This is a genomic window from Methylobacter sp. S3L5C, assembly GCF_022788635.1.
Classification (GTDB): domain Bacteria; phylum Pseudomonadota; class Gammaproteobacteria; order Methylococcales; family Methylomonadaceae; genus Methylobacter_C.
The window spans coordinates 2506626-2533053 of record NZ_CP076024.1; the positions used below are offsets into that span (position 1 = coordinate 2506626).

Annotated in this window: 17 protein-coding genes and 1 tRNA gene; 14 read left to right on the top strand and 4 right to left on the bottom strand. The window is 43.0% G+C overall.

What is annotated here, in order from left to right; translation table 11 throughout:
• Positions 1–314: 314 nt before the first annotated feature.
• From gyrA to queG, 14 genes are all read left to right on the top strand, one after another.
• On the top strand, positions 315–2990 hold the full coding sequence (gyrA, locus tag KKZ03_RS11195; protein ID WP_243216951.1) for a DNA gyrase subunit A: 2676 nt from the start codon (positions 315–317) through the stop codon (positions 2988–2990).
• 175 nt (positions 2991–3165) lie between these two features.
• A complete protein-coding gene (gene serC / locus KKZ03_RS11200) occupies positions 3166–4245 on the top strand; it encodes a 3-phosphoserine/phosphohydroxythreonine transaminase (RefSeq protein WP_243216952.1) in 1080 nt (359 codons plus the stop codon).
• 32 nt (positions 4246–4277) lie between these two features.
• Positions 4278–5363: a prephenate dehydratase gene (pheA, locus tag KKZ03_RS11205; RefSeq protein WP_243216953.1), complete on the top strand. Its 1086-nt coding sequence runs from the start codon at positions 4278–4280 to the stop codon at positions 5361–5363.
• A 63-nt stretch (positions 5364–5426) separates the two neighbouring features.
• Positions 5427–6539 (top strand): histidinol-phosphate transaminase, encoded by a 1113-nt coding sequence (gene hisC / locus KKZ03_RS11210; RefSeq protein ID WP_243216954.1) that lies wholly within the window; start codon positions 5427–5429, stop codon positions 6537–6539.
• Positions 6532–8727 carry a bifunctional prephenate dehydrogenase/3-phosphoshikimate 1-carboxyvinyltransferase gene (locus tag KKZ03_RS11215; RefSeq protein ID WP_243216955.1) on the top strand — a complete coding sequence of 732 codons (2196 nt, stop codon included), beginning with the start codon at positions 6532–6534 and terminating at the stop codon, positions 8725–8727. Before hisC ends, KKZ03_RS11215 begins: the two co-directional genes overlap by 8 nt.
• Positions 8727–9383: a (d)CMP kinase gene (gene cmk, locus KKZ03_RS11220; RefSeq protein WP_243216956.1), complete on the top strand. Its 657-nt coding sequence runs from the start codon at positions 8727–8729 to the stop codon at positions 9381–9383. Before KKZ03_RS11215 ends, cmk begins: the two co-directional genes overlap by 1 nt.
• A gap of 100 nt (positions 9384–9483) precedes the next feature.
• On the top strand, positions 9484–11145 hold the full coding sequence (gene rpsA, locus KKZ03_RS11225) for a 30S ribosomal protein S1 (RefSeq protein WP_243216957.1): 1662 nt from the start codon (positions 9484–9486) through the stop codon (positions 11143–11145).
• 64 nt (positions 11146–11209) lie between these two features.
• On the top strand, positions 11210–11515 hold the full coding sequence (locus tag KKZ03_RS11230; RefSeq protein ID WP_243216958.1) for an integration host factor subunit beta: 306 nt from the start codon (positions 11210–11212) through the stop codon (positions 11513–11515).
• A gap of 453 nt (positions 11516–11968) precedes the next feature.
• Positions 11969–12202: a FeoA family protein gene (locus KKZ03_RS11235; RefSeq protein ID WP_243216959.1), complete on the top strand. Its 234-nt coding sequence runs from the start codon at positions 11969–11971 to the stop codon at positions 12200–12202.
• On the top strand, positions 12202–14544 hold the full coding sequence (gene feoB, locus KKZ03_RS11240) for a Fe(2+) transporter permease subunit FeoB (RefSeq protein ID WP_243221607.1): 2343 nt from the start codon (positions 12202–12204) through the stop codon (positions 14542–14544). Before KKZ03_RS11235 ends, feoB begins: the two co-directional genes overlap by 1 nt.
• Positions 14531–14755, top strand: coding sequence for a FeoC-like transcriptional regulator (locus tag KKZ03_RS11245; RefSeq protein ID WP_243216960.1), 225 nt, complete (start codon positions 14531–14533; stop codon positions 14753–14755). The genes feoB and KKZ03_RS11245 overlap by 14 nt, the downstream gene beginning before the upstream one ends.
• Positions 14756–14936: 181 nt before the next feature.
• Positions 14937–15013 (top strand) — tRNA-Arg (locus KKZ03_RS11250).
• Between the two features lie 205 nt (positions 15014–15218).
• Positions 15219–16478 carry a DEAD/DEAH box helicase gene (locus KKZ03_RS11255; RefSeq protein WP_243216961.1) on the top strand — a complete coding sequence of 420 codons (1260 nt, stop codon included), beginning with the start codon at positions 15219–15221 and terminating at the stop codon, positions 16476–16478.
• 39 nt (positions 16479–16517) lie between these two features.
• Positions 16518–17603, top strand: coding sequence for a tRNA epoxyqueuosine(34) reductase QueG (queG, locus tag KKZ03_RS11260; RefSeq protein WP_243216962.1), 1086 nt, complete (start codon positions 16518–16520; stop codon positions 17601–17603).
• Positions 17604–17700: 97 nt separating this feature from the next.
• On the opposite strand, the gene KKZ03_RS11265 is transcribed toward queG, so the two are convergent.
• From KKZ03_RS11265 to KKZ03_RS11280, 4 genes are all read right to left on the bottom strand, one after another.
• Positions 17701–18861 carry a YncE family protein gene (locus tag KKZ03_RS11265; protein WP_243216963.1) on the bottom strand — a complete coding sequence of 387 codons (1161 nt, stop codon included), beginning with the start codon at positions 18859–18861 and terminating at the stop codon, positions 17701–17703.
• 582 nt (positions 18862–19443) lie between these two features.
• The gene (locus tag KKZ03_RS11270) at positions 19444–21993 is read right to left on the bottom strand and encodes a PAS domain-containing hybrid sensor histidine kinase/response regulator (protein ID WP_243216964.1); all 2550 of its coding nucleotides are present in this window, start codon (positions 21991–21993) and stop codon (positions 19444–19446) included.
• On the bottom strand, positions 21983–25051 hold the full coding sequence (locus KKZ03_RS11275; RefSeq protein WP_243216965.1) for a chemotaxis protein CheB: 3069 nt from the start codon (positions 25049–25051) through the stop codon (positions 21983–21985). Before KKZ03_RS11275 ends, KKZ03_RS11270 begins: the two co-directional genes overlap by 11 nt.
• Complete coding sequence (locus KKZ03_RS11280) at positions 25048–26202, bottom strand: two-component system response regulator (RefSeq protein WP_243216966.1); 1155 nt, start codon at positions 26200–26202, stop codon at positions 25048–25050. The genes KKZ03_RS11275 and KKZ03_RS11280 overlap by 4 nt, the downstream gene beginning before the upstream one ends.
• Positions 26203–26428 lie beyond the last annotated feature (226 nt).

Here is a 26428-nt window from a genome sequence, read left to right on the forward strand (position 1 = left end):
CATTTTTTAATAACCAGGTAGTTACAAGCCAGGAAAAGATTTAAACAGCTGCCAAGCTGTAAGTAATTATCAAAAAAGGTACTGGCTACGCAACATAATATGCTGATTTATTTCGTTTTTTTTCGTGGAAATAGGGTCCTTTTCAGGATAAAGCGTCAACATCTTCGACTCACTATCGAGTATTTGGTATAATCTTGGTTTTATTTAAAGTCATATAGCCGCGCCTAACGAAAGGAATCGAGAATGGTGCAGTTGTTGTAGTCAAGAAACCATACCGATACCTTGTTATCGGTACATTGTTTATATAGGGATCAATGTCAAACTTCGCTAAAGAAATTATTCCGGTCAATCTCGAAGACGAGATGAAACAGTCCTATCTCGATTACGCCATGAGCGTTATCGTTGGTCGCGCACTCCCCGATGTCAGAGATGGCCTTAAACCAGTGCATCGTCGTGTGTTATATGCGATGAGTGAGTTAGGTAACGATTGGAACAAGCCTTACAAAAAATCAGCACGTATTGTCGGTGATGTTATTGGTAAATACCATCCCCATGGCGATACCGCAGTTTATGACACTATGGTTCGTATGGCTCAGTCTTTTTCAATGCGCTACATGCTGGTTGACGGGCAGGGCAATTTCGGCTCGGTTGATGGTGATCCACCCGCAGCGATGCGTTATACGGAAGTGCGTATGGCAAAAATCGCTCATGAGTTGCTGGCAGACCTTGATAAAGAGACGGTTAATTTTATCCCTAACTATGATGAGTCAGAAATACAGCCGGAAGTATTACCCACTCGTGTACCAAACTTATTGGTTAACGGCTCATCAGGTATTGCTGTAGGTATGGCTACCAATATACCGCCACATAATATGAATGAAGTGGTTAGTGCCTGTTTGGCAATGATTGACAAGCCGGATGTCACTATTGATGATTTAATGACTTATATCCCGGGTCCTGACTTTCCTACTGCCGGATTTATTAATGGTGCTGCCGGTATTTATAATGCTTATACCACCGGACGCGGCAAGATTTATCTACGCGCACGTTGTCATTTTGAGAATATAGGCGATAGTAGTCGACAAGCTATTATCACCACAGAATTACCTTATCAGGTTAACAAGGCGAGGTTACTTGAGAAAATTGCCGAGTTGGTTAAAGACGGCAAGCTTGAGGGTATTTCAGGTTTACGTGATGAGTCCGACAAAGACGGTATGCGCATGGTTGTTGAATTACGTCGTGGTGAAGTGCCCGAAGTCGTTTTAAACAACCTGTATAAACAGACACAGTTTCAGACAGTTTTTGGTATTAATATGGTGGCCTTGCTGGATGGTCGCCCGCACTGTATGAATCTGAGGGAAATTATTAGTGCATTTATTAATCACCGACGCGAAATTGTTACTCGCAGAACGATTTTTAATTTGCGTCGTGCCCGCGAAAGAGCCCATATCTTGGAAGGTCTTGCTGTTGCTTTGGCTAATATTGATGTAATGATCGAACTGATCAAGACCTCCAGTAATCGCGAAGAAGCCAAGGTTGGACTGCTATCAAGAACCTGGGATGCAGGACTGGTTTCTACCTTGTTGGAAAGAGCCGATGCCACGCGGTCCAGACCGGAAGATCTGTCTGACGAGTTTGGTATATTTGAGGGTGTTTACCGTCTGTCCGAAACGCAGGCTCAGGCTATTCTTGATTTGCGTTTACATCGTTTAACCGGATTGGAACAGGACAAGATAGTCCAGGAATACAAGCTTTTACTTGAGCAAATTGATGAGTACTTGTTTATTTTGGGTAACGACACTCGTTTGATGGAGATTATCAGGGAAGAACTGGTCGCTATTAAAGACCAATATTCCGATCCACGGCGTACAGAAATTATTCAGAATCAATTGGATTTATCAGAGCAGGATTTAATCACCGAAGAAGATATGGTCGTTACCATGTCCCATGAAGGTTATGTCAAGTCTCAGCCTTTGAGTGATTACAAGGCGCAGCGGCGTGGCGGACGAGGCAAATCAGCAACTGCTACCAAAGAGCTTGATTATGTTGACAAGCTGATTGTTGCCAATACTCACGATATTATTTTATGTTTCTCTTCGTTGGGTAAAGTTTATTGGCTGAAAGTTTATCAATTGCCTGTTGCAAGCCGTGCGGCGAGAGGCAAGCCATTTGTTAATTTATTGCCGCTGGGACAGGATGAGAAAATTAATGCCATTTTGCCTATCCGCGAATTTACAGATAACAAATTTATCTTTATGGCAACTTCAGCGGGTACCGTTAAAAAGACTCCGTTAAAGGAGTTTGAGCGCCAACGCGCTACCGGCAAGATTGCTATCGATTTAAGGGAAGGCGATACTCTGGTGGGTGTTGCGGTAACTGACGGCCAGCAAAATGTTTTATTGTTTGGCAGTACCGGTAAAGCGGTCTGTTTTAATGAAGCAGATGTGCGATCCATGGGCAGAACAGCTTCTGGAGTTCGAGGTATGCGCTTACACGAAGGACAGAGAATCATTTCCTTAATTATTGCTACTGAAGGCACGGTGCTGAATATTACCGAGAATGGTTATGGCAAGCGTACCAAGTTGGAAGAATTTACCTGCCATAAACGCGGCGGGCAGGGATTGATTGCCATACAAACATCGGAACGTAATGGTTCGGTAGTCGGTGCCGTATTGGTTAATGATAATGATGAGTTGATGTTGATTACCGATGGCGGCACTTTGGTACGTACCCGTGTTGATGGTATTTCAGTGGTCGGCAGAAATACTCAGGGCGTTACGATTATTCGTTTGGATAAAAAAGAAAAAGTCATTGGCGTTGATCGTATTGAAGGCTTGGCTGGCGAAGAGGATGATGATGACAGTGAAATTGATGACGATGTCGACAGTGCATTGGTGGTTGGTGCAGTGTTGAATGATGACATCGATTCAGAAGATGATATACAGACAGGCGATGATTCAGGCGATAGCGACGATGATGAATCTGAATAAGTTCCGGTCATAGGCAATATTCAGCTTCACGATTACAATTAAAAGGTGGGCAGTATTTTTTGCCCGCCTTTTTTATCGATTATTCAGGCTGTAAATCGTGGGTAAAAAAGGATTGTCCTTACGCCTGCGCGGCTAAACTAATTTTTATTTTATAAATTTAACCAAGAGAAAAGTCATGTCCAGAGTTTATAATTTTAGTGCGGGGCCATCAATATTCCCTGAATCGGTATTACAGCAAGCTCAACAAGAGTTATTGGAATGGCGTGATAGCGGCATGTCCGTGATGGAAATGAGTCATCGAGGCAAGCATTTTTCGCTTATTGCCGAAGAATTGGAAAGTGATTTAAGAAGCTTGATGGCTGTTCCCGAGAATTATAAGGTGTTGTTTCTCCAAGGCGGTGCATCAGCACAGTTTTCATTAATACCACAAAATATTTTGAATGGTAAAGCTAAAGCCTGTTACCTGAATACCGGTGCATGGTCTGAAAAAGCCATTAAAGACGCCAAAAATTACTGTGATGTTATCGTGAGTGCGAGTTCCGAAGATACCCGGTTTACCAGTATTCCTGATGCCTCAACCTGGCTTTTGGACGAGCAGGCAGCTTATTTGCACTATACATCTAATGAAACCATTCATGGCGTAGAATTTCAAAATACTCCCAATGCCCATGGCCTGCCACTGGTGTCGGATATGTCATCCAATATTTTATCGCGTAAAGTTGATGTCAGTCAGTATGGTTTGATTTATGCGGGAACTCAAAAAAATATGGGGCCTGCAGGTGTTACCGTGGTTATTATCAGGGATGATTTAATCGGACATGCGGATAAAACCACTCCTTCGGTATTTGACTACGCCGAGCAAGCTAAAAATCAATCCATGTTAAATACACCGGCAACTTACAATTGGTATCTGGTTGGTCTGGTGCTCAAATGGGTAAAAGCCCAAGGTGGCGTCGAGGCTATCGAGCAGCTAAACATAGCCAAAGCGGTAAAATTGTATCAAGCCATTGATCAATCGGTTTTGTATTCCAATCCGGTAGACGTTTCCTGCCGTTCACGCATGAATGTGCCATTTATTCTGGCTGATGAAAGCTTGGACAAGGCTTTTATTGTTTCGGCAGAAGCTAACGGATTATTTGAATTAAAAGGCCACCGTTCGGTGGGTGGCATGCGGGCAAGTATTTACAATGCCATGCCGGAGTCTGGTGTACTGGCTTTAATTGATTTTATGGCTGAATTTGAACGTACTCACTAAACGAAACCTTACAATATAGAGCAGTGGTAAAAATGACATCAACCACCCCCCTTTCTGAATTAAGAAAAAAAATTGATGCAATCGATGAGCAGATTCTGCAATTAGTTAATCAGCGTGCCTCTTGTGCAGTTGAAGTTGCAAAAACCAAAATTGCTCAAGGTGAGCAAGGTACTTTTTATCGTCCGGATCGAGAGTCATTGGTTTTAAGGCGAATTATGGACTTAAATCAAGGGCCGTTATCCAATCATACTGCTGCACACTTTTTTCGAGAACTGATGTCTGCGTGCTTGGCGCTGGAACAGCCAATGGACATTGCTTTTTTAGGGCCTGAAGGTACATTTACCCAGCAAGCAGCCTACAAACACTTTGGACATGCCGTCAAAACGATTCCGGTTACCACTATAAATGAGATCTTTAATGCGGTGGAGTGTGATAATTGTCAGTTTGGTGTGGTGCCTGTTGAGAATTCAACAGAGGGTGTCATTAGTCATACTTTAGACCGATTTTTGACTTCACCTTTAAAAATATGCGGTGAAGTTGAAATTAGGGTGCATCAAAATTTGATGGGGCAAGCCACCAGTCTGGCTGAAATTACCGAGGTTTTTTCGCATCAGCAATCACTGGCCCAATGTCGGCAGTGGCTGGATAATCATTTACCTCATGCGAGGCTTACTGCCGTTAGCAGTAATGCCGAAGCAGCACGCTTGGCGTCGGTGAATAAACAAAGCGTAGCCATTGCTGGCATGGTTGCGGCGGAAATATATAATCTCAATATTATTGAAAAAAATATTGAAGATGAGTCCAATAATACCACCCGTTTTATTATTATAGGGCAACAATCTCCGTCTCCTACCGGCAACGATAAAACCTCTTTGGTGGTTTCTACCGGAAATCAGCCGGGAGCCTTGCATAAAATTCTTGAGCCTTTTGCAAAATTTAATATTGGCATGGTCAACATTGAATCCAGGCCATCGCGTCAAGGTTTATGGGATTATGTTTTTTTTATTGATATAGAAGGTCATAGCGAGGATAAAGATATTGCCCAAGCTTTGGTCATGGTAAGAGACAACGTTAAGATGTTCAAATTATTGGGATCTTATCCTAAAGCCGTGTTGTAAGTGGCTTTGTATTCTAATCAATAGTTGCTGCGGCAATAGTAAAATATTCTTAATTTAAATATCATGAATAATACCGATAAAATTTACCATCTGGCAACAATGGGTGTGCAACAGCTTATCCCTTATAAGGCCGGTAAACCGATTGATGAGCTTGAGCGCGAATTGGGGCTTACCCAAATTATAAAGCTGGCATCCAATGAAAATCCTTTAGGGCCAGGGAAAAAAGCCTTGTTAGCCATTCAGGCAGCTTTACCGACTTTGGCGCTATATCCTGATGGTAACGGCTTTACGTTAAAGCAGGCGTTAGCCAAGAAATATGCCGTTGATATGAGCCAGATAACCTTGGGTAATGGCTCTAATGAAATTCTTGAGTTGGTAGCCAGGGCATTTTTAACGCCCGGGCATGAAGTGGTTTTTTCACAGCATGCTTTTGCAGTGTATCCTCTGGTAACGCAAGCGGTTGGTGCTACTGCGGTAGTGGTGCCGGCATTGAATTATGGTCACGATTTGGATGCCATGTTGCAAGCGGTCACCGAAAAAACACGCCTGATATTTATCGCTAATCCCAATAACCCAACAGGTACTTTGCTAGGTCAGGCGAGTTTGGAGCAATTTATTGGGGCATTGCCGGATACGTGCGTCTGTGTGCTGGATGAAGCCTATTTTGAATTTGTTAGTCGTGTTGAGCTGGTTAATTCGATTGATTGGTTAAAAAAGTTTCCTAATTTATTGATTACCCGGACTTTTTCAAAAGCTTATGGCCTGGCTGGCTTACGTATTGGTTATGGTTTATCCAGTCCATCGCTTGCTGATATTCTTAATCGGGTGCGCCAGCCTTTTAATAATAATACACTTGCCTTGGTTGCAGCAGAAGCGGCATTGACTGATGACGAGCATTTACAGCAGACTATTTCCGTGAATGCGCAAGGCATGCAACAATTGACAGACGGTTTTAAAAGTTTGGGCCTGGAGTGGATTCCTTCGGCAGGAAATTTTGTTTTGGTAGATTTAAAGCAGGCAGGACAACCTGTTTATGAGGCTTTGTTACGTAAAGGCGTTATTGTCAGGCCTGTAGGTAATTATGAATTACCTGAACATTTACGTATTAGCGTAGGAACGAGGACAGAAAATCAATTATTTTTACAGGCGTTAACTGATACATTAGCTAATGTTTAATCGACTTTGCATTGTCGGTGTTGGTTTAATTGGTGGCTCTATTGCTCGTGCTGCCAGAAAACACGGATTAAGCAAAAGCATTGTTGGCTTCGGTCGCCCAGAGGATTTGCAAAACCTTGAAGCTGCAAAACAGTTGGGCGTTATTGATGACTATTATTTACAGGTAGAGCAAGCTTTACAAGGCGCTGATTGTGTTGTTATTGCCACACCAGTTGCGGCTATCGAAAGCATTTTTGCTTTGCTTAAGCCGTTTTGGTCAGAGAACACCATTTATACCGATGTAGGTAGCACCAAAGGTAGTGTAGTTTCAGCGGCGCAACGGGCTTTTGGAATGGTGCCTGATAATTTGATTCCTGCCCACCCCATTGCGGGAGCAGAGCAAAGTGGTGTCTGCGCCTCTGTAGATGATTTGTTTTTGAATAAACGCCTCATTATTACTCCTTTACAGCATACCAAAACAGAAGCCCTGCATAAAATTCAACGTTTTTGGGAAGGCTGCGGTTCTGTGGTGTCGGTTATGGATGTCAATCATCATGATGCAGTATTGGCCGCTACCAGCCATTTACCGCATATTTTGGCCTTTGCTTTAGTGGATATGCTGGGTCATAAAGATGAGCAAAGTGAAATTTTTAATTATGCGGCGGGCGGTTTTAGGGATTTTACCCGGATTGCATCCAGTGATCCGGTTATGTGGCGTGATATTTGTTCGGCCAATAAAAATGAAATAATCCCCTTGCTTGAACAGACAAGGGAACAACTGGATAAAATACAGCACTTGTTGGAAAACGATGATAACCAGCAGCTTTTAACCATCTTTGCGTATGCCAACACTGCAAGGCAGCGCTTTCTTAATCAGTTTGAAGGGAATATGTCAAAATCAATCACATTTAAAGTGCAACCCGGTGGTGTGTTACAAGGTGAGGCCCGAGTGCCGGGTGATAAATCCATGTCACATCGTTCTATTATGCTAGGCTCGTTGGCTGATGGCGTGACACATGTTAAGGGTTTTCTTGAAGCTGAAGATGCTTTGGCAACCTTGCAGGCATTTCGTGATATGGGTGTGGAAATTGAAGGGCCGGTTAATGGTTGTTTAACGATCCATGGTGTTGGCAAGCAGGGCTTAAAAGAGCCTAAAAATGAGTTGTATTTGGGTAATTCCGGCACCTCCATGCGCTTGTTGAGTGGGTTGTTGGCCGGGCAAGCATTTAATTCAGTATTGACTGGTGATAAATCCTTGTCCGGTAGGCCCATGAAACGGGTCACAGAACCATTGGCAATGATGGGCGCTGATATAAAAGCGACTGAAAAAGGTACCGCACCACTATATATTACCGGCAAAGCCGGACAGTTAAAGGGTATAGACTACCTGATGCCAATGGCAAGTGCGCAAGTAAAATCCTGTTTGTTGCTGGCAGGTATGTACGCTGAAGGCGAAACCAGTGTCACTGAACCTGCGCCCACACGCGATCATACTGAACGGATGTTGTCGGGGTTTTCTTATCCTGTCAAACAACAAGGCAGTAAAGTTACTATTAATGCTCAGGGGCGTTTAACGGCAGCAGATATTGATGTGCCTAGTGATATTTCTTCGGCCGCATTCTTTTTGGTCGGTGCATCTATTGCACCTGGATCTGATCTATTGTTAAAGCATGTCGGCATTAACCCTACCCGTACCGGTGTTATTGATATTCTCAGATTGATGGGTGCCAATATTGAGGTACTTAATGAGCGGGTTGTGGGTGGTGAGCCGGTTGCAGATTTGCATGTGGTTTACAGTCCTCTTAAGGGTATCGATATTCCTGAAGAATTAGTACCATTGGCTATTGATGAGTTTCCGGTATTATTTGTTGCCGCTGCCTGCGCGACAGGACAAACCCGATTAAGTGGTGCTGAAGAACTTAGGGTTAAAGAATCTGACCGTATTCAGGTAATGGCGGATGGTTTGCAGTTATTGGGTGTTGATGCCCAGTCTACCGAGGATGGCATGATTATTCAAGGTGGCTTGATAGGCGGTGGCGAAGTGACATCACATGGTGATCATCGCATTGCCATGGCTTTTTCGATTGCCGGATTGCGGGCCAATGCACCGATTACTATTTTGGATTGCGCTAATGTGAATACTTCTTTTCCCGAGTTTAAAGATTTGGTAAAGCGTCTGGGATTAGCTTTAGTTTGTACGGAATCCTGATGCAAGTCCCTGTTTTAACAATTGATGGTCCTAGTGGTGCCGGTAAAGGAACAGTTAGTCGGTTGGTAGCGAAAAAACTGGGTTGGAATTATCTGGATAGCGGCTCTATTTATCGATCATTGGCTATTGCGTTGCAGGAAACTTCCGTTGACTTGGAAAATAGTAGTGAGATTGTTAAAGTAGCGCAAGCCATGACGTTAGAGTTTGATTGTGGCGATGAATTAATCGTCAAACTCAATGGAGAGGATATTACCGGTCAATTGGGTCTTGAAAGTACTGGCAATATCGCTTCGCGAATTGCCGCATTGCCTGAAGTAAGGCAGGTATTGTTAAAAAAGCAGCAAGATTTCAGACGGCCACCGGGATTGGTCGCTGATGGCCGTGATATGGGCACTGTGGTTTTTCCGGATGCTGAAAACAAAGTATTTTTAACGGCCAGTGCCCTAAAAAGAGCGGAAAGACGATATAAACAGTTGATAGAAAAAGAAATTGATGCTAATCTTGCAAGAATAATAAATGAGATAGAAGTGCGTGACCGACGTGATATGGAGCGTGAAGCCTCTCCATTAACAATGGCCAGCGATGCGCTATACATTGATTCTTCTGACATGGCTATAACAGCGGTGGTTGAAGAAGTTTTAAATTTAATCCGTTAAGGATTTTTTGTCTGGCCTCACTTAATGGTAAGTGCGGTTTTTTTTAACTTTGATAAAGAAAAGGTTTGTTCGAGTTTCGACAAGCTTGGGAAATAATAAAATGAGCGAAAGCTTTGCTGCACTACTTGAAGAAAGTTTAACCAAGACCAAAATGAGTCCTGGTGCCATGTTGATGGGTACTGTAATCGATATCGAAAATGATATGGTTATCGTAAGTACTCATTCTAAATCAGAAGGCGTCATTCCTAAATGGCAGTTTCTAAATAACGATGGTGAATTAGAAGTTGCCATTGGCGATGAAGTTGAAGTTGCCCTGGATTTATTTGAAGATGGCTTGGGTGCTACCCTTCTTTCCCGAGACAAAGCGAAGAAAAACAAAGCTTGGTCAGAACTTGAAACAGCCTTTGAAAAAGAAGCCACTATTATCGGTAGAATTACCGGTAAAGTTCGCGGTGGATTCACGGTATCGGTTGGCGCTTTACGTGCTTTCTTGCCTGGATCATTGGTTGATGTTCGTCCAATCAGAGATACGACTTTCCTTGAAAATCGTGATCTGGAATTTAAAGTTATCAAGATCGACCAAAAACGTAATAACGTTGTTCTGTCTCGTCGCGCCGTAGTTGAAAAAGAATACAGTGCAGAAAGAGAAGAATTACTGAAGACACTGGAAGAAGGCGCAGTAGTTACCGGTGTTGTTAAAAATCTGACTGATTATGGCGCATTTATTGATTTAGGTGGTATTGATGGTCTGTTACATATTACTGATATGGCATGGCGTCGTGTTCGTCACCCATCTGAGTGTGTAGAAATCGGTCAAGAAATTAAAGTTAAAGTCCTGAAATACGATAAAGAAAAAAATCGGGTTTCTTTGGGTATGAAACAAATGGGTGAAGATCCATGGCAAAATATTGCCCGTCGTTACCCAGCAGGAACACGCGTATTTGGTAAAGTTAACAATCTAACTGATTACGGTTGTTTTGTTGAAATTGAAGAAGGCGTTGAAGGTTTGGTTCACGTTTCTGAAATGGACTGGACCAACAAAAACGTCAATCCTTCCAAACTTGTTCAACTAGGCGATGAAGTTGAAGTCATGGTTTTGGAAATCGATGAAGAACGTCGTCGTATTTCTTTAGGTATGAAACAGTGCAAAACTAATCCTTGGGATGAGTTTGCAGCAACGCACAACAAAGGTGACAAGATTTCTGGAAAAATCAAATCAATTACTGATTTTGGTATATTCATTGGTCTTGATGGTGGTATTGATGGCCTGGTTCATATGTCTGATATTTCTTGGGCAGATGATGGCGAAGCATCCGTTCGCGAATTCAAAAAAGGTGATGAACTGGAAACTGTTATCTTGGCGGTTGATTCTGAACGTGAACGTATTTCATTAGGTATCAAACAACTTGAGCAAGATCCATTCCAAAACTTTTTAGCTACTCATGAAAAAGGTAGTTTGGTAAAAGGAACTATTAAGGAAGTTGACGCTAAAGGTGCCATTATTACTTTAGAGGATAATGTTGAGGGTTATTTACGTGCTTCTGAAATTCAACGTGATCGCGTTGAGGATGCCCGCACATTACTGAAAGAAGGCGAAATCCTTGAAGCCAAGTTTATTGGTGTAGACAAGAAAAGCAAGTCAATTTCTTTGTCAATTAAAGCGAAAGATCAAGACGAAGAAACACATTCAATTAAAGATCATTCCCAACAATCAGTTGGAACACCTACATTCGCTGATATATTCAAGCAAATGGAAAAATAAAGACCATGACGAGGGCAGGTTTTAATACCTGTCCTCTGATTTTTTCTTTTTCACAGGATAGAATGTGACAAAATCAGAATTAATTGAAGCGCTTGCTAAAAAACAACCACATCTGGCGTTGAAAGATGTAGAGTTGGCAGTAAAATGCGTAATTGAGAAAATGAATCAGGCATTATCTTCCGGTAAAAGAATTGAGATTAGAGGTTTTGGCAGTTTTTCTTTACACAAGCGTCCTCCACGTATGGGGCGAAATCCAAAAACTGGTGAATCTGTAGCCTTGGCTGAAAAGCATGTCCCACATTTTAAACCTGGCAAAGAGTTACGCGATCGAGTTGATGGCGCTAGTCATCAGTTTGAAATAACGGACTAAAGTTTAATTTAACGCAGCAACAAGTTGATAGATAAGTAAGGTTCATCACTTCCTATAATTCTTGTTATTGCGTTGATTTTTAAAATATTTCGTTTGAATACATCCGCTTGTTTTAACGTCAATTTTCTACTTGACCCTCCCATCAAAATCCTACACATATTGCTGTTACTTGAATTAACGCAATGAAGTCTAACTTGGCCATTGCCAAGTAAAAAATATTTCAATCGAATAAATCTTGGTAATATCTCAATACTCCTTCTTCTTTAATTACTCTGTTCCATTCGTTGTTCTTTAATCAAATTCAGTATGTAGTTATTTTTGAAAATCAACTGTTTGTAATTTTTAATGCTACTTGTTTTGATTGTATGCTATATTTGTTGGTAATGAGAATGATTGTTGATTGATCATTGCTCTTTTAGATTATCCAATATATTTATTATCGGGGCTGAATTCATGTCAATAAGCTTAAAAAATCTTAACGTCGGTGATTTGGGAAAGATCGTAGGCTTTGAACAATCCGGTAAGGCTTATCGAAAACGGTTGCTGGCTATGGGTTTAACTCCCGGCACTGAATTTCGTATTACCCGGTTTGCACCCATGGGTGATCCCGTTGAAATCAAATTGCGTGGGTTTTCGTTAACATTGCGCAAAGATGAAGCGGCAATATTACTGATAGAGAAACTATGATGAAAACTGATTTTACAGTCGGTGTTGTTGGTAATCCTAATTGTGGTAAAACGACTCTTTTTAATGTGCTGACTGGTTCCAAACAGCATGTCGGTAACTGGCCGGGCGTAACCGTTGAAAAAAAAACGGGGGAATATTCTCACGCCAATAAACTGATTGAGTTAGTTGATTTACCTGGCACCTATTCATTAGAAGCAGCAGATGACCAAGTTTCTTTGGATGAAAAAGTGGCGCGGGATTATGTAGCGTCACGGGATGCAGATTTAATCATTAATATTGTTGACGCCTCTAATATAGAACGAAATTTATATTTAACATCGCAACTTATCGAAATGCGTGTGCCAATGATCCTGGTGCTCAATATGATGGATGCGGTTAAAAAAAATGGTATTAAAATAGATTGTGACTTTTTGGCTGCGCAGTTGGGTTGTCCTGTTATTCCTGTTTCTGCATCTATCAAAGAAGGTATCAGTACACTAAAAGCAGTTATTAATAGTGCTGCGATGACCAAGCCGGTGCCATCGGCAAGTATCACTTATGCAGCAGCTTTAGAGCAAGCTATTACTGACATTTCACCCGAGTTAGTTGAAATTGCCAATAAACGCCAGTGTGATTTGCGCTGGCTAGCTGTCAGGTTATTGGAAGATGATACCCTCGCCAAACAGTTTGCCGGTAAGGCACTGATGCCTACCGTTGCTGGTTTGCAGCGAAGAGTAGAAGCTGAAACAGAGGATGAAATTGATATTCTTGCTGCGGATGCACGTTATGGATTTGTTAACATGCTGATTCAGGATGCTGTGTGCAGGCTAAATGAAGTTAGTCGGCATGCTACAGAAAAAATTGATGCTGTTGTTCTAAACCGGTTTTTAGGCATTCCGGTATTTTTATTGGTCATGTACGCCATGTTCATGTTTACAATTAATATTGGCAGTGCTTTTGTTGATTTTTTTGACCAATCTGTCGGTGCGTTATTGGTGGATGGTTTAAGTCTGGTCTTGGCAGAAATAAATTTACCGCAATGGCTGATTGTCTTAATTACCAAGGGAGCCGGAGGTGGTGTTCAGGTAGTCGCTACTTTTATACCGATTATCGGTTTTTTGTTTATGTTTTTATCTGCCCTGGAAGATTCAGGGTACATGGCCAGAGCTGCTTTTGTAATGGATAGATTCATGCGCATGATTGGCCTGCCCGGCAAGTCGTTTGTACCGATGATAGTCGGTTTTGGTTGTAATGTGCCAGCTATTATGGCGACCAGAACGCTTGAAAATCAACGCGACAGGATTCTTACTAATCTGATGAATCCATTTATGTCTTGCGGAGCCAGATTACCTGTTTATGCTTTATTTGCAGCGGCTTTTTTTCCGGTTGGCGGACAAAATCTGGTTTTTGGTTTATATTTGCTGGGCATTGCCGTTGCAGTTTTAACTGGGCTAATCATGCGGCACACCTTGTTTAAAGGTGAGTCAGCACCCTTTATTATGGAGTTACCCGCTTATCATTTGCCAACATTACGTGGGGTTTTTATTAGAACCTGGGATCGGCTAAAATCATTTTTGTTTAATGCGGGCAAGGTGATTATACCCATGGTGTTGGTATTAAACTTTCTTAATGCGCTGGGTACGGATGGCAGTTTTGGGCAGGAAAACAGTAATAAATCAGTATTAAGTGAAATCGGGCGAGCGTTAACCCCGGCGTTTAAGCCTATGGGTATTGAAAAAGACAACTGGCCGGCAACAGTCGGTATTTTTACCGGTGTGTTGGCTAAAGAGGCCGTTGTGGGTACTCTCGATGCCTTATATAGTCAGCTTGCAGCAACTTCTGACGAGTCTTCTGATGACAAGTCAGCATTTAATCTTAAAGAGGCATTACTTGCAGCGTGTGCAACCGTCCCAGAAAATTTAAGTGCTATTGCCGATAATCTTTTGGATCCTCTGGGATTAAATATTGGTGCGCTCGATGACATAGATTCTGCCGCTACTGAGCAAGAAGTCAAGATGGATACTTTTGCAGCCATGCAGCATAGTTTTGACGGTAAAGCGGGGGCATTTGCATACCTGTTATTTATTTTACTTTACGCCCCGTGTGTTGCAGCAACCGCAGCCATTTATAGGGAAACTAATGCGGGATGGACGTTATTTGTTGTATTTTGGACTACCGGCATTGCTTATATGTCAGCCACTATCTTTTATCAGACCATGACATATAGCCAACATCCTGATTATTCATTGGTATGGATTGGTGGATTAATCAGCGCTTTTTTATTGGTTTTATTGGGGTTATGGCTAACCGGAAAAAATACTTTTACAAAACACACTCAGGAGTCAATAAGTGATTTTATCTGATTTGCGTAGTTATTTAAAACAACAGCACCGAGTCGCTTTAGCTGATTTGGTCAATCATTTTAGTATGGATGCCGATGCCTTGCGCGGTATGCTGGGTAAATGGATGAGCAAAGGAAATGTGCGGAAATTGTCAAAGGAAACTTCCTGTGGCACCAGTTGTTGTAAGTGTGATCCGGCTTTGACAGAGTTCTATGAATGGGTTGATAAGTAAGCTGATGTCTTGCGTTATCAAAATTTTATGTAACCAGTTATGCGCTTTTTTTCGCATAAACAGATAGGATTTCGTAGAAAGATAATAGCTAGAAAATTTTTAGTTAAAAACTTACTGAAAAACAAACAAATAACAAAACGCCAACATATCATGATGATCTTTATGGTAGAATGGCTTAATTGCCCCGATAGCTCAGCTGGATAGAGCGGTCCCCTCCTAAGGGACAGGCCGGTGGTTCAAATCCGCCTCGGGGCACCACACAAATTACACAGATAGAGATCGCGAATCTGTGTTACCAATAACGTTCACTATCCCGCCACTATAAAAATACGCCAATCGCTTTTAGAAACACTTGCAATATATTTACATATTGTTGATAAGTCGCGTTCTTGGCAAGAAATTCATTTTTTATACAGTGCTGCAAGATACTAATCAATAGCAGCCATCAATTGAGACACAATACATGCCATTTTCAAAACTCGGTTTATCAGATCCACTTTTACGTGCTATTGCTGATGCCGGTTACTTAACTCCATCTCCTATTCAATTACAGGCCATTCCTGCCGTATTAAACGGTCATGATTTGCTTGCTGCCGCGCAAACAGGTACCGGTAAAACAGCTGGCTTTGCTTTACCGATTTTGCATCGTTTATCACAACATGCCTACGGTCCCAATCGTCCGATCAGAGTATTAATATTAACGCCAACCCGCGAACTTGCTGCCCAAGTCGGTGAATCAGTCAACAAATATGGTGTGCATTTACACCCACGATTAAAAACTGAAGTGGTATTTGGCGGGGTAAAAATCAATCCACAGATGATGCGCTTAAGAGGCGGCGTTGATGTGCTGGTAGCGACTCCGGGTCGTTTACTGGATTTGGTTAATCAAAATGCAGTTAAGCTGGATAAAGTAGAAACATTGGTTCTGGATGAGGCAGATCGAATGTTGGATATGGGTTTTATTCGGGATATTCGTAAACTAATTGCTTTGCTGCCAAAAAAACGCCAAAACCTGTTGTTTTCAGCAACTTTTTCTGAAGATATACGTAAGCTTACAACGGGCTTGTTAGTTAATCCGATAAAAATTGAAGTGGCCGCTCGTAACACTGCAGCAGAAACCGTCGAGCAAATTGCTTATCTCTGTAATAAAGCTAATAAAACCGAACTGCTTTGCCATTTGATAAAAACCAATAATTGGCAACAAGTTTTGGTATTTACCAGTACCAAGCATGGTGCCAACCGACTGACTGAAAAACTCAACAAAATTGATATAAAAGCGGCTGCCATTCATGGTAATAAAAGCCAGGGTGCAAGAACCAGTGCCTTGTCAGGTTTTAAAGCCGGCGAGATCAGAGTATTGGTTGCTACCGATGTGGCGGCGCGAGGTATTGATATTGCCTTGCTTCCGCATGTTGTCAATTATGAATTGCCACGCGCTCCTGCCGATTATGTGCATAGAATTGGTCGTACCGGCAGGGCAGGTATAGAAGGGCAAGCGATATCGTTGGTATCGCATGATGAGCGTGATGCTTTGCGGATGGTTGAAAAATTGATTGGTGCGCCGATTAAACGTGAGCAGATTGTCGGTTTTGAACCGGCCGATGTTGCACCACCGATGCCTCCTGAGCCTCCACGCGCGCCTCGGCCACCCAGAAACTCAAATCAGGCGCGTAAACCTTCGGGCAATTCAAATAACAGGCCCCGCTCAAGAAGCAGCGTTTAAGTTATTATATCTATTCACCCTAAAAGTTAATTTTTTGGGATGAACCAGATTAGCGATCAAGAAATGGCCAGTCTTGCCTTGCAAATTAAGCAATGGGGTCAAGAGCTGGGCTTTCAGCAGGTTGGTATTACTGATACTGATTTATCGGCTGCAGAAGGACATCTGGATAATTGGTTGGCAAATAATTTCCATGGTGAAATGGATTATATGCAGCGGCATGGCCTAAAACGTAGTCGGCCTGCTTTACTGCATGAAGGCACCGTCAGAGTTATTTCTGTGCGAATGGACTATCAGTCAGAGTCAACTGCCGCCATGAACCAGTCTCTGGCTGATCCGACTTCAGCTTATATCTCACGCTATGCCTTAGGTCGTGATTATCACAAAATGATGCGCAACCGCTTGCAAAAGTTGGCTGATAAAATACAGGCCGAAGTGTCTTTATTTTCACAAAAACCGGTATTTAATTCAGGCATGCGTGCTTTCGTTGATAGTGCACCTGTCCTGGAAAAAGCGTTGGCTGAAAAAGCGGGGTTAGGTTGGATCGGCAAGCATTCCAACGTCATTAATCGCAAAGCCGGATCGTGGTTTTTTTTAGGCGAAATTTTTATTGATTTGCCCTTGCCAATAGATAATCCTGCCACAGCCCATTGCGGTGTCTGTAATGCCTGTCTTGATATTTGTCCAACCAAGGCAATAGTTGCACCTTATCAAGTTGATGCGCGACGCTGTGTCTCTTATTTAACCATTGAGCTACACGGCTCAATTCCTGAAGAATTCAGACCGTTAATAGGTAATCGGATTTATGGTTGTGATGACTGCCAGATTATTTGTCCGTGGAATCGCTTTGCCCAAATAACCGCTGAAGCTGACTTTAATCCCCGGCAGCAACTTAATACCCAACAATTATTAGAAGTTTTTGCCTGGAGTGAGGAAATGTTTTTAACAAAAACAGAGGGCTCAGCAATACGCCGTATTGGCCATGACCGCTGGCTGAGAAATATTGCTGTCGCTTTGGGTAATGCACCGCGATCACCGCGAATTATTGAGGCCTTAAAGCCTGTGCTGACAGATCATTCTGAAATGGTCAGAGAACATGTGCAATGGGCATTAAATCAACATGTATAGTAAATTAGCTATTTAAAATCGTGTAAATCTTTGGGTGAAACATTATCCACCCAAAGAATCGTTTAAATTTCTTTATAAAATCGATAACTTGTTTTTTTTAATGGGCCGTATCGTGATGCCATTTTGGCATTAAAATAATGCTGTTAGGATTAAGTCCTTGCTCTTTAAAGGTATCGATACTGGCGATTTTTTTAAAAGTTGTCATATCAATTACCGACAAAGAACCGTCATTCATGTCGGGAAGATCCAGAAAATTATTCTCTACAATCGCATAGTGTTCATCAGGTGAAAAGACGACATGATGAGCACCGGGGGCAGTTGGTATAGACTTTAATAACGTAGGTTTTAATACCGATTGGCTGATATCAAAGACATTGAGATGACCAGGTTTGGCTGTGGTGATATACATCCGATCATGCTTGTGGTTGAAGTAAATCTCCAGCGGTACGCTTTGCGTTAACGAATTAAATTCGTAAGCTTGCTCGAAATCAAAGGTTTTATTGGCAGCATTCCACTGCCCCGTCCAAATAGTCCCACCAAACATCGTTGTGACATACGCCAATGGTGGATTTGCTTCGGGCAGAAAAACGGCCTCTACTGTAGCAACACCGGAAGGTGAGGGTTTGTCTGATAGTTTGTGCGTAGATAATACGTTACCGGTGCTGGCTTCGATGACGGTAACTGTTTCGCCTGGTTCACCCAAGTCGGATGGGCGAATCGTACTGGTAACCATGATACGGTCAATATTATCTTGCAGGCCGATACCGTGCGGATAACGAATATGCGTAGTTTTTGATTCAGCAGCGATGACTTTAACCGGTTGATCGGTGTGGGCATTACCGACAATGACATTGCTGGTGCCCATACAGGTCAGATGCCAGGTTTTTTTGTCATCAGAAAACACCATGTCTTCACTTACCTTGCATTCAGGTATATCAATTTTTTTGATGTGATAGGGTACATGCTTCATATCCATAACATGAAGGGCACCATTTCCTAAAGAGGTAATATAGGCTTTGCTTAGGTCTTTGTTATAAAAAATATGATGTGCAACCAAGTCGTCTGGTAGCGGTATATTATTTAAAATTTTGCCGAAATTTTCGGACTTCGGATCAACATCTATAATCGCTATTCCCTCACGTCTTGGGGTTTGTGGTTTACTTTCGTAATTAACCATCGCTAATATTTCTGTCTGTCCGGTTACCGGAATGAGCGCTAAAAAAGCCACCCCGATCAGCATGGATTTTGTTTTTTTCATGGTGTTATTCCTCATATTTTGATAAAAGTGCTAATAATTTAGTAAGTTATCGTCTTTTTTTAGTATTATTAGGTGCTTGTTGTGCTGGTTTATTGGTCAGATAAACTTATGTATTTTTGAGATAAATCAAGTTTTAACAGCTCAGTTACGATTGGAGAAATTATGGCTTTTTACCAAGAGATACCTTATTAAAATTAAGGTGACCGGTCATCTCATTTTTAATAATACCATTAACATTTATAAAAATCACTAAATAAATCCGGGCAATATCTTTACTTGTCCGGTAGTGCAGTTACATCTGTTGGCAATGCAAATCCTTAGTACCAAAAGATTGGTTTTAGTGATCTGTTCGTGGCGAGAGCGCTTGATAAAGTCGCTACATAACACAGTTAATTAAAGCTGTTTTTTGTTGGTAGCAGGAGATGTTTACGATACCGAAGCGATGATTATCGAGACTGGATGGAATAAAAATTCAAGTTTTTAATTTGATTTCGGCGAATTTAATGAGAGATTCTCAGCTAAATAATTTTGATATTAACAGATACCACCCCTTCAAGGTATGGTATCTGTGACTCATTCAGGTCAAGTGTCAGTATTTTGATGTAACAGGGTTTGTAGGGTTTTATGCGCTTTTTCAAACTCAAAGTCCTTGATTTGCCGGGCAAGTTCTTCGTAGGCTAACCCTAAGGTAGAGCGGAGTGACTCCGAGTAATTATCAAATAACGGAATAGCAGCAGTATCACTTTCCGCCAGCAAGGTATTTAGTTTTTTTAGTGCTATTCTTAGGGTTACTTGCTCTGAATGTGCGTTATTCGCGGGAGTGGGAGTAGATGGCAGGGCAGAGCTAATAGCCATGAGTTCAAGATTAATAGCATTCATTTCAAGGTGAATATCGTCATTTTTAACCGTTTTATACTCACTGGCCTCCAGCCTGGCTTCTAGATGAGTGACTATTTTTGCCAGATGATCAAGCCCCAGAGTGGCTGCCGAGCCTTTAAGCGAGTGAACCAGGTGTTTGGATTCCTTGTAGTTGCCATTATCGAGACTGGTGGCCACCAGTATCATGTCATTGGCATGTAGATCAATAAAAAGCGCCAGTAATTCCAGATATCTTTCAGCGTTACCGCCCAGTATTGATTGGCAATAGGGCATGTTAAGCCCCGGTATTTTTGCCATATATGCCAGAGCTATTTCATTACTTTTTTCTTGTGTATTCGCTACCGTTAAATCCGTCGCTGTTTTTGAGGGGATTAATTTGGCAAGTGCTTTGGTATGCTTTATATTTATCCCCTTAAATGTATTTTTCATTTTTTGAGGTAGCCATTTTAATAGGGTTGTATAGAGTATTTCAGGATCTATCGGTTTGGTGATAAAGTCATTCATGCCGACTTCTGTGCAAGTACGGCGACTTTCGGCAAAGGCATTGGCAGTTAACGCGATAATGGGTATTGACTCCCATCCTGATAAAGCACGGATAGCCAAGGTCGCATCGATGCCATCCATATTGGGCATTTGCATGTCCATCAGGATTAAATCATAGCTGTTGATTTGTGTTTTTTTAATGACTTCCAGACCATCTGCTGCCGATTCGACGACCATACCTGCACTACGAAGCAGGGCCACAATGATTTCACGATTAATATTATTGTCTTCTGCCAACAGCAGTCTTGCACCTTCGTGATTTAGTCGCAACTGCGCCTCGGCCTCTCCCGGATTCATGATTCTGGATACATTTGGCATAATGCCTTGGCCGCGCTGCAGGCGAGTAGTGAACCAGAAGGTACTACCGATATTTGGGGTGCTATTAACACCAACTTCCCCTCCCATCAGTTCTACCAAGCGTCGGGTGATGGCTAATCCAAGACCGGTACCACCATATTTGTCTGTGCTGGAGGTACTAAGTTGTTCAAAAGGCTGAAATAGTCGAGGTATATTTTCGGGCGAAATGCCGATGCCGGTGTCGATAACCTCAAAGCGCACCAAGAGCTCGTCACCATTCTCTTCCAGTAGCTTGGACCGTAGTGTGATCAAGCCTTTGTCGGTAAATTTGACAGCATTGCCGGCATAGTTAAGCAGAGCTTGGCGTAGTCGCATGGGGTCACCTCGCAACCATAAGGGGACGGTACCATTATCGATCTGGATAGGGAGAAGCCCTTTATTTCGTGCCGATTCGTCTATAATTAACCTGACATTGTCGAGAATATCGGTGAGCTGAAAGTCAGTGTTTTCCAGTTCCAGTTTACCTGCCTCGATTTTTGATATGTCAAGAATATTGTTGATAATGGCTAGTAAATGATGTGCTGCAGTATCGATTTTACTGAGTTTTTCGGCTTGTTCCGGTATCAGTTTAGAACGGCGCAGCAGATAAGTGAGGCTGATAATGGCCGTCATAGGAGTACGAATTTCGTGACTGATGTTGGTCAGAAAAGTACTTTTGGCCCGATTGGCAGTTTCAGCGGCTTCTTTGGCTTTTGCCAGCTCAGCGGTGCGGGAGAACACAAGTTGTTCGAGGTGATGGCGGTGCTGATCAAGTTCAACTTCATTTTTCTTGCGCTCGGTAATATCGCTTAGCACAATGCGGCAGAAACCTTTGTTCTCGGTTTCTTGCGCGCTTGCTTCTGCCAGTTGTGCCCAAATTTGTGTGCCATCGTGTTTAACCATTCGTAACTCGCAAGACTGTGGTTCACCCGTTTGAGATAGCTGTTTACGGTGTAGATAAAAAATATCCTGATCCGCCTTGAAGATAAAGTGGGCGAGTGGCTGGCGAGTCAGCATGTGTCTGTCTACGCCCAGCAAGGTAGCGGCCTTGAGGTTGGCTTCCAGGATCAAGCCTTGTTCATCAAGTGTGCAATAGCCTACCGGAGCCAAGTCATAGAGATCAAAATAGCGAGCCCGTGCGTCACCTATTAATAGTTGTGCTTGGCGCAGTTCTTCATTTTGCATTTCCAGCTCAATCTGATGTACACACAGTTCGTGCAGCATATTGCGTATAGCTTCGGGTGACAGGTCATCAAGAATGTCCATGGACGCAGTCGGCTTTTCCTGCAAAACCAATGCTTCTGCCTGTTGGCGTAAAGTCGGCACAGGGACTGGTGAAGACTGGTTGCTTACCTTGTTATTCTTAATGGCCATTTGGTGTCTCTATTAGTTGAGCATTTTTTGATTCTATCAATCGAGCGGTTGTGGCAATGGCATACACTTCCTCTACTTCGTTCACCAAAGCTGTGGCGATTATCCAGACATTTACGGTAGCACCTGCCTTGGTAACTCGTTGTGTATAGTATGGCTCCAGGGTTTTAGTGGCGCTAATTTGATTATCTTTGGTTAATGCCTGTTCTTGCTGGTCTTTAAGAATTAGATCGCGCACGTTCATTTTTAGCGCCTCAGCTTCACTCCATCCATACAATTTTACGGCTCCTGGGTTCCAGGCCAAAATATGGCCATTAAGATCCTGTACGGTGATGGCATCAGTAGCATCGCGAACGACTATCGCCAGGCGACGCAGTGCGTCTCGCGCCTGCACAATCTCAGTGATGTCGACAAAGGTAATTACTACGCCTTCAATAATATTATCGAGGGTCCGATAAGGCTGGATACGCATGGCAAACCACTTGTAATCTGCTGTCTGTACATCTACTGCTTTAGGAATCAAAGTATTTAGAACGCCATTAGTATCCTCCATGAGGCGGTCGTAACCAACCAAATTGAGAGCCAGGTGGCTTACCGGTCGGCCTACGTCGTTTATGAGCAGGTTCATGATTTTGCAGGCAGTTGGGGTAAAGCGCAAAATACGCAGTTGCAGGTCTAAAAAAATGGTGGCAATGCCGGTCCCGGCCAGCAGATTATTCATATCATTGTTGGCTCGGGATAAATCTGCCAGCTTGGTTTGTAATTCGGCATTGACAGTCGCGAGTTCTTCATTAACTGATTGCAATTCTTCTTTGGAGGTTTCCAATTCCTCGTTGGTTGATTGCAATTCCTCGTTGACTGATTGCATTTCTTCATTTGAGCACTTTAATTCTTCGTTGGAAGTTTCCAATTCCTCGTGAAAGGCTTGCATGTACTCGTCTTTTTGTCGTAATTGCAGCTTTAGCGCCTTGATGCGCTCGTCTGTCTCTAATTCGGTGCTTGGTGTGCTTGGCTCTGTGTTTGTTTCAGTAGTTTGTGTGCTGAGTATTCCCTGCGCTTCTTCCAGCGTAACCAGGTATAGAGACGTTGTTGTTGTTGTTGTTGGGCTTAAGGTTACCGGATGTATGGTTAAGTTGACTAAAGTAAAGTGACCGTTAGTTTTAACGCGCAGACCAGGAGAGTATATGCTTTCAGATAATCTTACCGCTTTGTGCAGGCTGGTGGTCAAGTCCAGCTTTAGTCCTTCACGGGCCATTTTCAGAATGTTATTGATGCCGGACTCGCCAGGAGTCGGCTCCAGATACCTGCCGGTACGGCCATGTAAATAGAGAATGTCGCCCTGATTATTAACGAGGGCGCTGGCTGGCGCGACATGTTGTAACAGTGCTTGTTCCGTCAGTTCTCGTAATGATAGTTTTGCGGTATGGTTTGTTTTTCCGGGAGCTCGCAGTAGCGGAACTTCATGCGTCGTCATTTGCTGCATAAAATTACCGGTATGTTTGTTTGGTTTGTTATAAGTATATTCTTTACGCTTGTACAGCTTGGCCTTGCGGTCGAGTACGATAAATACATCATCAAACTCACCCACGCTTTCGGAACTGCCAAGAAACAGGGTGCCGCCAGGATTTAGCGCGTAGTGAAATAGCGGTATAAGTTTTTTTTGCAACTCTGAGGTCAGATAAATCAGCAGGTTTCGGCAACTGATAAGGTCAATTTTGGAGAAGGGAGGATCTTTAATGACGCTGTGTTCAGAAAAAACCAACATATCGCGGATATTTTTATGAATCCTGTAGCCGTTGCCGTCAGACTCAGCAGTAAAAAATCGGGCCAGGCGGTTCGGCGAAATGTCAAAGGCAATACTGGCCGGATAAAGGCCGGCGCGAGCAGTAGTAATTGCCTGATGGTCAATGTCAGTAGCGAAAACTTGTACTTTGTAACTTTGCTTGATCAGCTCCAGATACTCTTGGACAAGAATGGCGATAGAATAAGCTTCTTCGCCGGTAGAGCATCCGGTAGACCAGATGCGAATCGTTGTAGCTATGGGCTTGTCGATAAAAAGTGTCGGGATGATCTGTTTTTCAAGTGCCATAAAGGCATCCGGATCGCGGAAAAAATTGGTCACGCCGATTAACAGGTCGGCAAATAACGCATTGACCTCGGTCGGATTCTGTTGCAAAAACTTGAGGTATAGATCAATGTTATCTATTTGATGTACTGCCATTCGTCGTTCAATCCGACGATAAATTGTTTTGGGTTTGTAGAGGGAAAAGTCATGACCGGTTAGGCCCCGCAACAGCACGAAAATCTTGTTTAAAACTGCCTCGCTGGGTACCATAGGTGTGTTGATTAACTCAGAGCGGTTGATAAAGGCGTGCTTGACATAGGTGATGAGTTGGGCAGGCATCTCGGCTGGCGGCATTACGTAGTCTACCAGGCCAGTGGCAATAATACTGCTCGGCATACCGTTGAATTCAGTAGATTCTGTATTCTGCGCTATAACGATGCCCCCTTCGGCCTTGATGGCTCTTGCGCCCGATGTGCCATCGCTGCCGGTACCTGAAAGTATAATGCCGATGGCACGTTCATGCTGATCTTGGGCGAGTGAGCGAAAGAAAAAGTCAATAGGCAGGCGCTGGCCGCGTGGTGCAAAAGGCATCAGCAATTGCAGTGTACCATTCAGTAGTGCCATATCGCGATTGGGTGGAATTATATAGGCACAGTTGGGTTGTACGTGCATACCGTTCTCAACTTCATAGACCTTCATGCGTGTATAGCGCTGGATGAGATCAGTGAGGATGCTGCTATGGTCCGGAGCCAAGTGTTGTACCAAAACAAAAGCCATGTCAGGGTCTGTGTCCGTAGGCATGCCAGAGAAAAATGCCTCAAAAGCTCCCAGTCCGCCAGCTGAGGCACCGATGCCGACGATCGGGAAAACCGTAACCGGTTTGTCAACCGTTTCTTGCGCATTATGGCTGGTTGGTTTTATGGCTTGTCCGTCGTTTGTTTTGGCATCGCCGGAAGCTATTGTGGTATTTTTATTGTTTTCCTTGCGGGTCGTCATGACAATTTCCTGGTTTGAATGTTTTGGTCAGCGGTTACTGTGTGGAGATTAAGATTGCTATCAAGATTAAGATAACGCTCGGCGATGGCGACGAAATCGTCAAATCCGGCCAGAAAAGCATCGGTCATGTCGGGATCGAAGTGCTTGCCGCGGCCTGCAGCAATAATGTTGCGGGCTTGATTGTAGGACATTGCCGGCTTATAAGTACGGGCTGAAATTAGTGCATCAAAAACGTCGGCAATAGCCATCAGGCGAGCAGAAACAGGAATGTCATCTTTTGCCAGTCCGTCAGGATAGCCGCTACCATCCCATTTTTCGTGGTGCCAGTGGGCGATTTCTTTGGCCAAAGTAAGAAATGCCAAGTGTATATCAATATCCTGTTCGGCCTGCTCGATGGCATCGCTACCTAACTTGGCGTGGGTTTGCATGATAGCCCATTCCTCAGAGTTAAGTTTGCCTGGTTTGTGCAGAATATGATCGGGAATGCCAACTTTACCAATATCGTGCAATGGCGCAGATCTGGATAACAGATTAATATAGTTATCAGTAAGCGTAGCAGCAAAGCGAGGATGTAGGATTAAGCCATTGGCCAGTCGCTGGATATAGCCCTGGGTGCGTAAAATATGATTGCCGGTTTCCAGATCACGGGTTTCAGCTAAACGCGCCAGCGCCTGAATACTAACCCGTTGGGTGAAATCGTTCTCGGTCATACGCCTGGTAACTTCGGCTTCAAGGGTTGCATTCTGGTCTTTCATCCAGTCACGTGCCAATTTGGCTTCAAGTTGGGTATGCACTCGAGCCAGTACTACAGCCGGTATGATGGGCTTGGTTATATAATCGGCAGCGCCAAGTTGCAGGCCGCGTTCTTCATCACCTATATTAGCCAAAGCGGTAAGAAAAATAACGGGAATGTCACTGGTTATGGGGGTATCGCGTAATTGTTTAAGTACCTCGTAACCATCCATGTCCGGCATCATAACATCCAGTAAAATTAGATCCGGCTTAGGTAGTCTGCCAGCTATGTGGCAACCACTTTCACCAGTAGTTGTTGCCAGTACCCGATATTTTGGGCGTAGTAGCTCACTTAATACAGACAGGCTTTCTGAGGCATCGTCAATAATCAGAATGGTAGTATTAGTTTCGCTAATCATGCGCCTGTATTCCTTGAGTTTTAAGCTGTATTTTAAACCTTTTAATGTTTTTGAAAAGCTGATTATTTGTTATGAGGTTAGCGAGATGGGGCAGGAAGTTTAAGTATTAGTTTAAAAATGTGCGGACTGTTCAAAAATAAGTAAATGGTGGGTATATCTGTCATCATTTACTTATTCTTGAGCCAATTCAAGGAAGCTATTGTTGACACAATTTTTTTATAGGCGA

Coding starts and splice junctions, on each gene's coding strand:
- KKZ03_RS11255 (WP_243216961.1), top strand. CDS start 15,219: ATGCCATTTTCAAAACTCGGTTTATCAGATCCACTTTTACGTGCTATT.
- pheA (WP_243216953.1), top strand. CDS start 4,278: ATGACATCAACCACCCCCCTTTCTGAATTAAGAAAAAAAATTGATGCA.
- queG (WP_243216962.1), top strand. CDS start 16,518: ATGAACCAGATTAGCGATCAAGAAATGGCCAGTCTTGCCTTGCAAATT.
- KKZ03_RS11275 (WP_243216965.1), bottom strand. CDS start 25,051: ATGACGACCCGCAAGGAAAACAATAAAAATACCACAATAGCTTCCGGC.
- feoB (WP_243221607.1), top strand. CDS start 12,202: ATGAAAACTGATTTTACAGTCGGTGTTGTTGGTAATCCTAATTGTGGT.
- KKZ03_RS11215 (WP_243216955.1), top strand. CDS start 6,532: ATGTTTAATCGACTTTGCATTGTCGGTGTTGGTTTAATTGGTGGCTCT.
- KKZ03_RS11270 (WP_243216964.1), bottom strand. CDS start 21,993: ATGGCCATTAAGAATAACAAGGTAAGCAACCAGTCTTCACCAGTCCCT.
- rpsA (WP_243216957.1), top strand. CDS start 9,484: ATGAGCGAAAGCTTTGCTGCACTACTTGAAGAAAGTTTAACCAAGACC.
- gyrA (WP_243216951.1), top strand. CDS start 315: ATGTCAAACTTCGCTAAAGAAATTATTCCGGTCAATCTCGAAGACGAG.
- KKZ03_RS11280 (WP_243216966.1), bottom strand. CDS start 26,202: ATGATTAGCGAAACTAATACTACCATTCTGATTATTGACGATGCCTCA.
- KKZ03_RS11235 (WP_243216959.1), top strand. CDS start 11,969: ATGTCAATAAGCTTAAAAAATCTTAACGTCGGTGATTTGGGAAAGATC.
- cmk (WP_243216956.1), top strand. CDS start 8,727: ATGCAAGTCCCTGTTTTAACAATTGATGGTCCTAGTGGTGCCGGTAAA.
- hisC (WP_243216954.1), top strand. CDS start 5,427: ATGAATAATACCGATAAAATTTACCATCTGGCAACAATGGGTGTGCAA.
- serC (WP_243216952.1), top strand. CDS start 3,166: ATGTCCAGAGTTTATAATTTTAGTGCGGGGCCATCAATATTCCCTGAA.
- KKZ03_RS11265 (WP_243216963.1), bottom strand. CDS start 18,861: ATGAAAAAAACAAAATCCATGCTGATCGGGGTGGCTTTTTTAGCGCTC.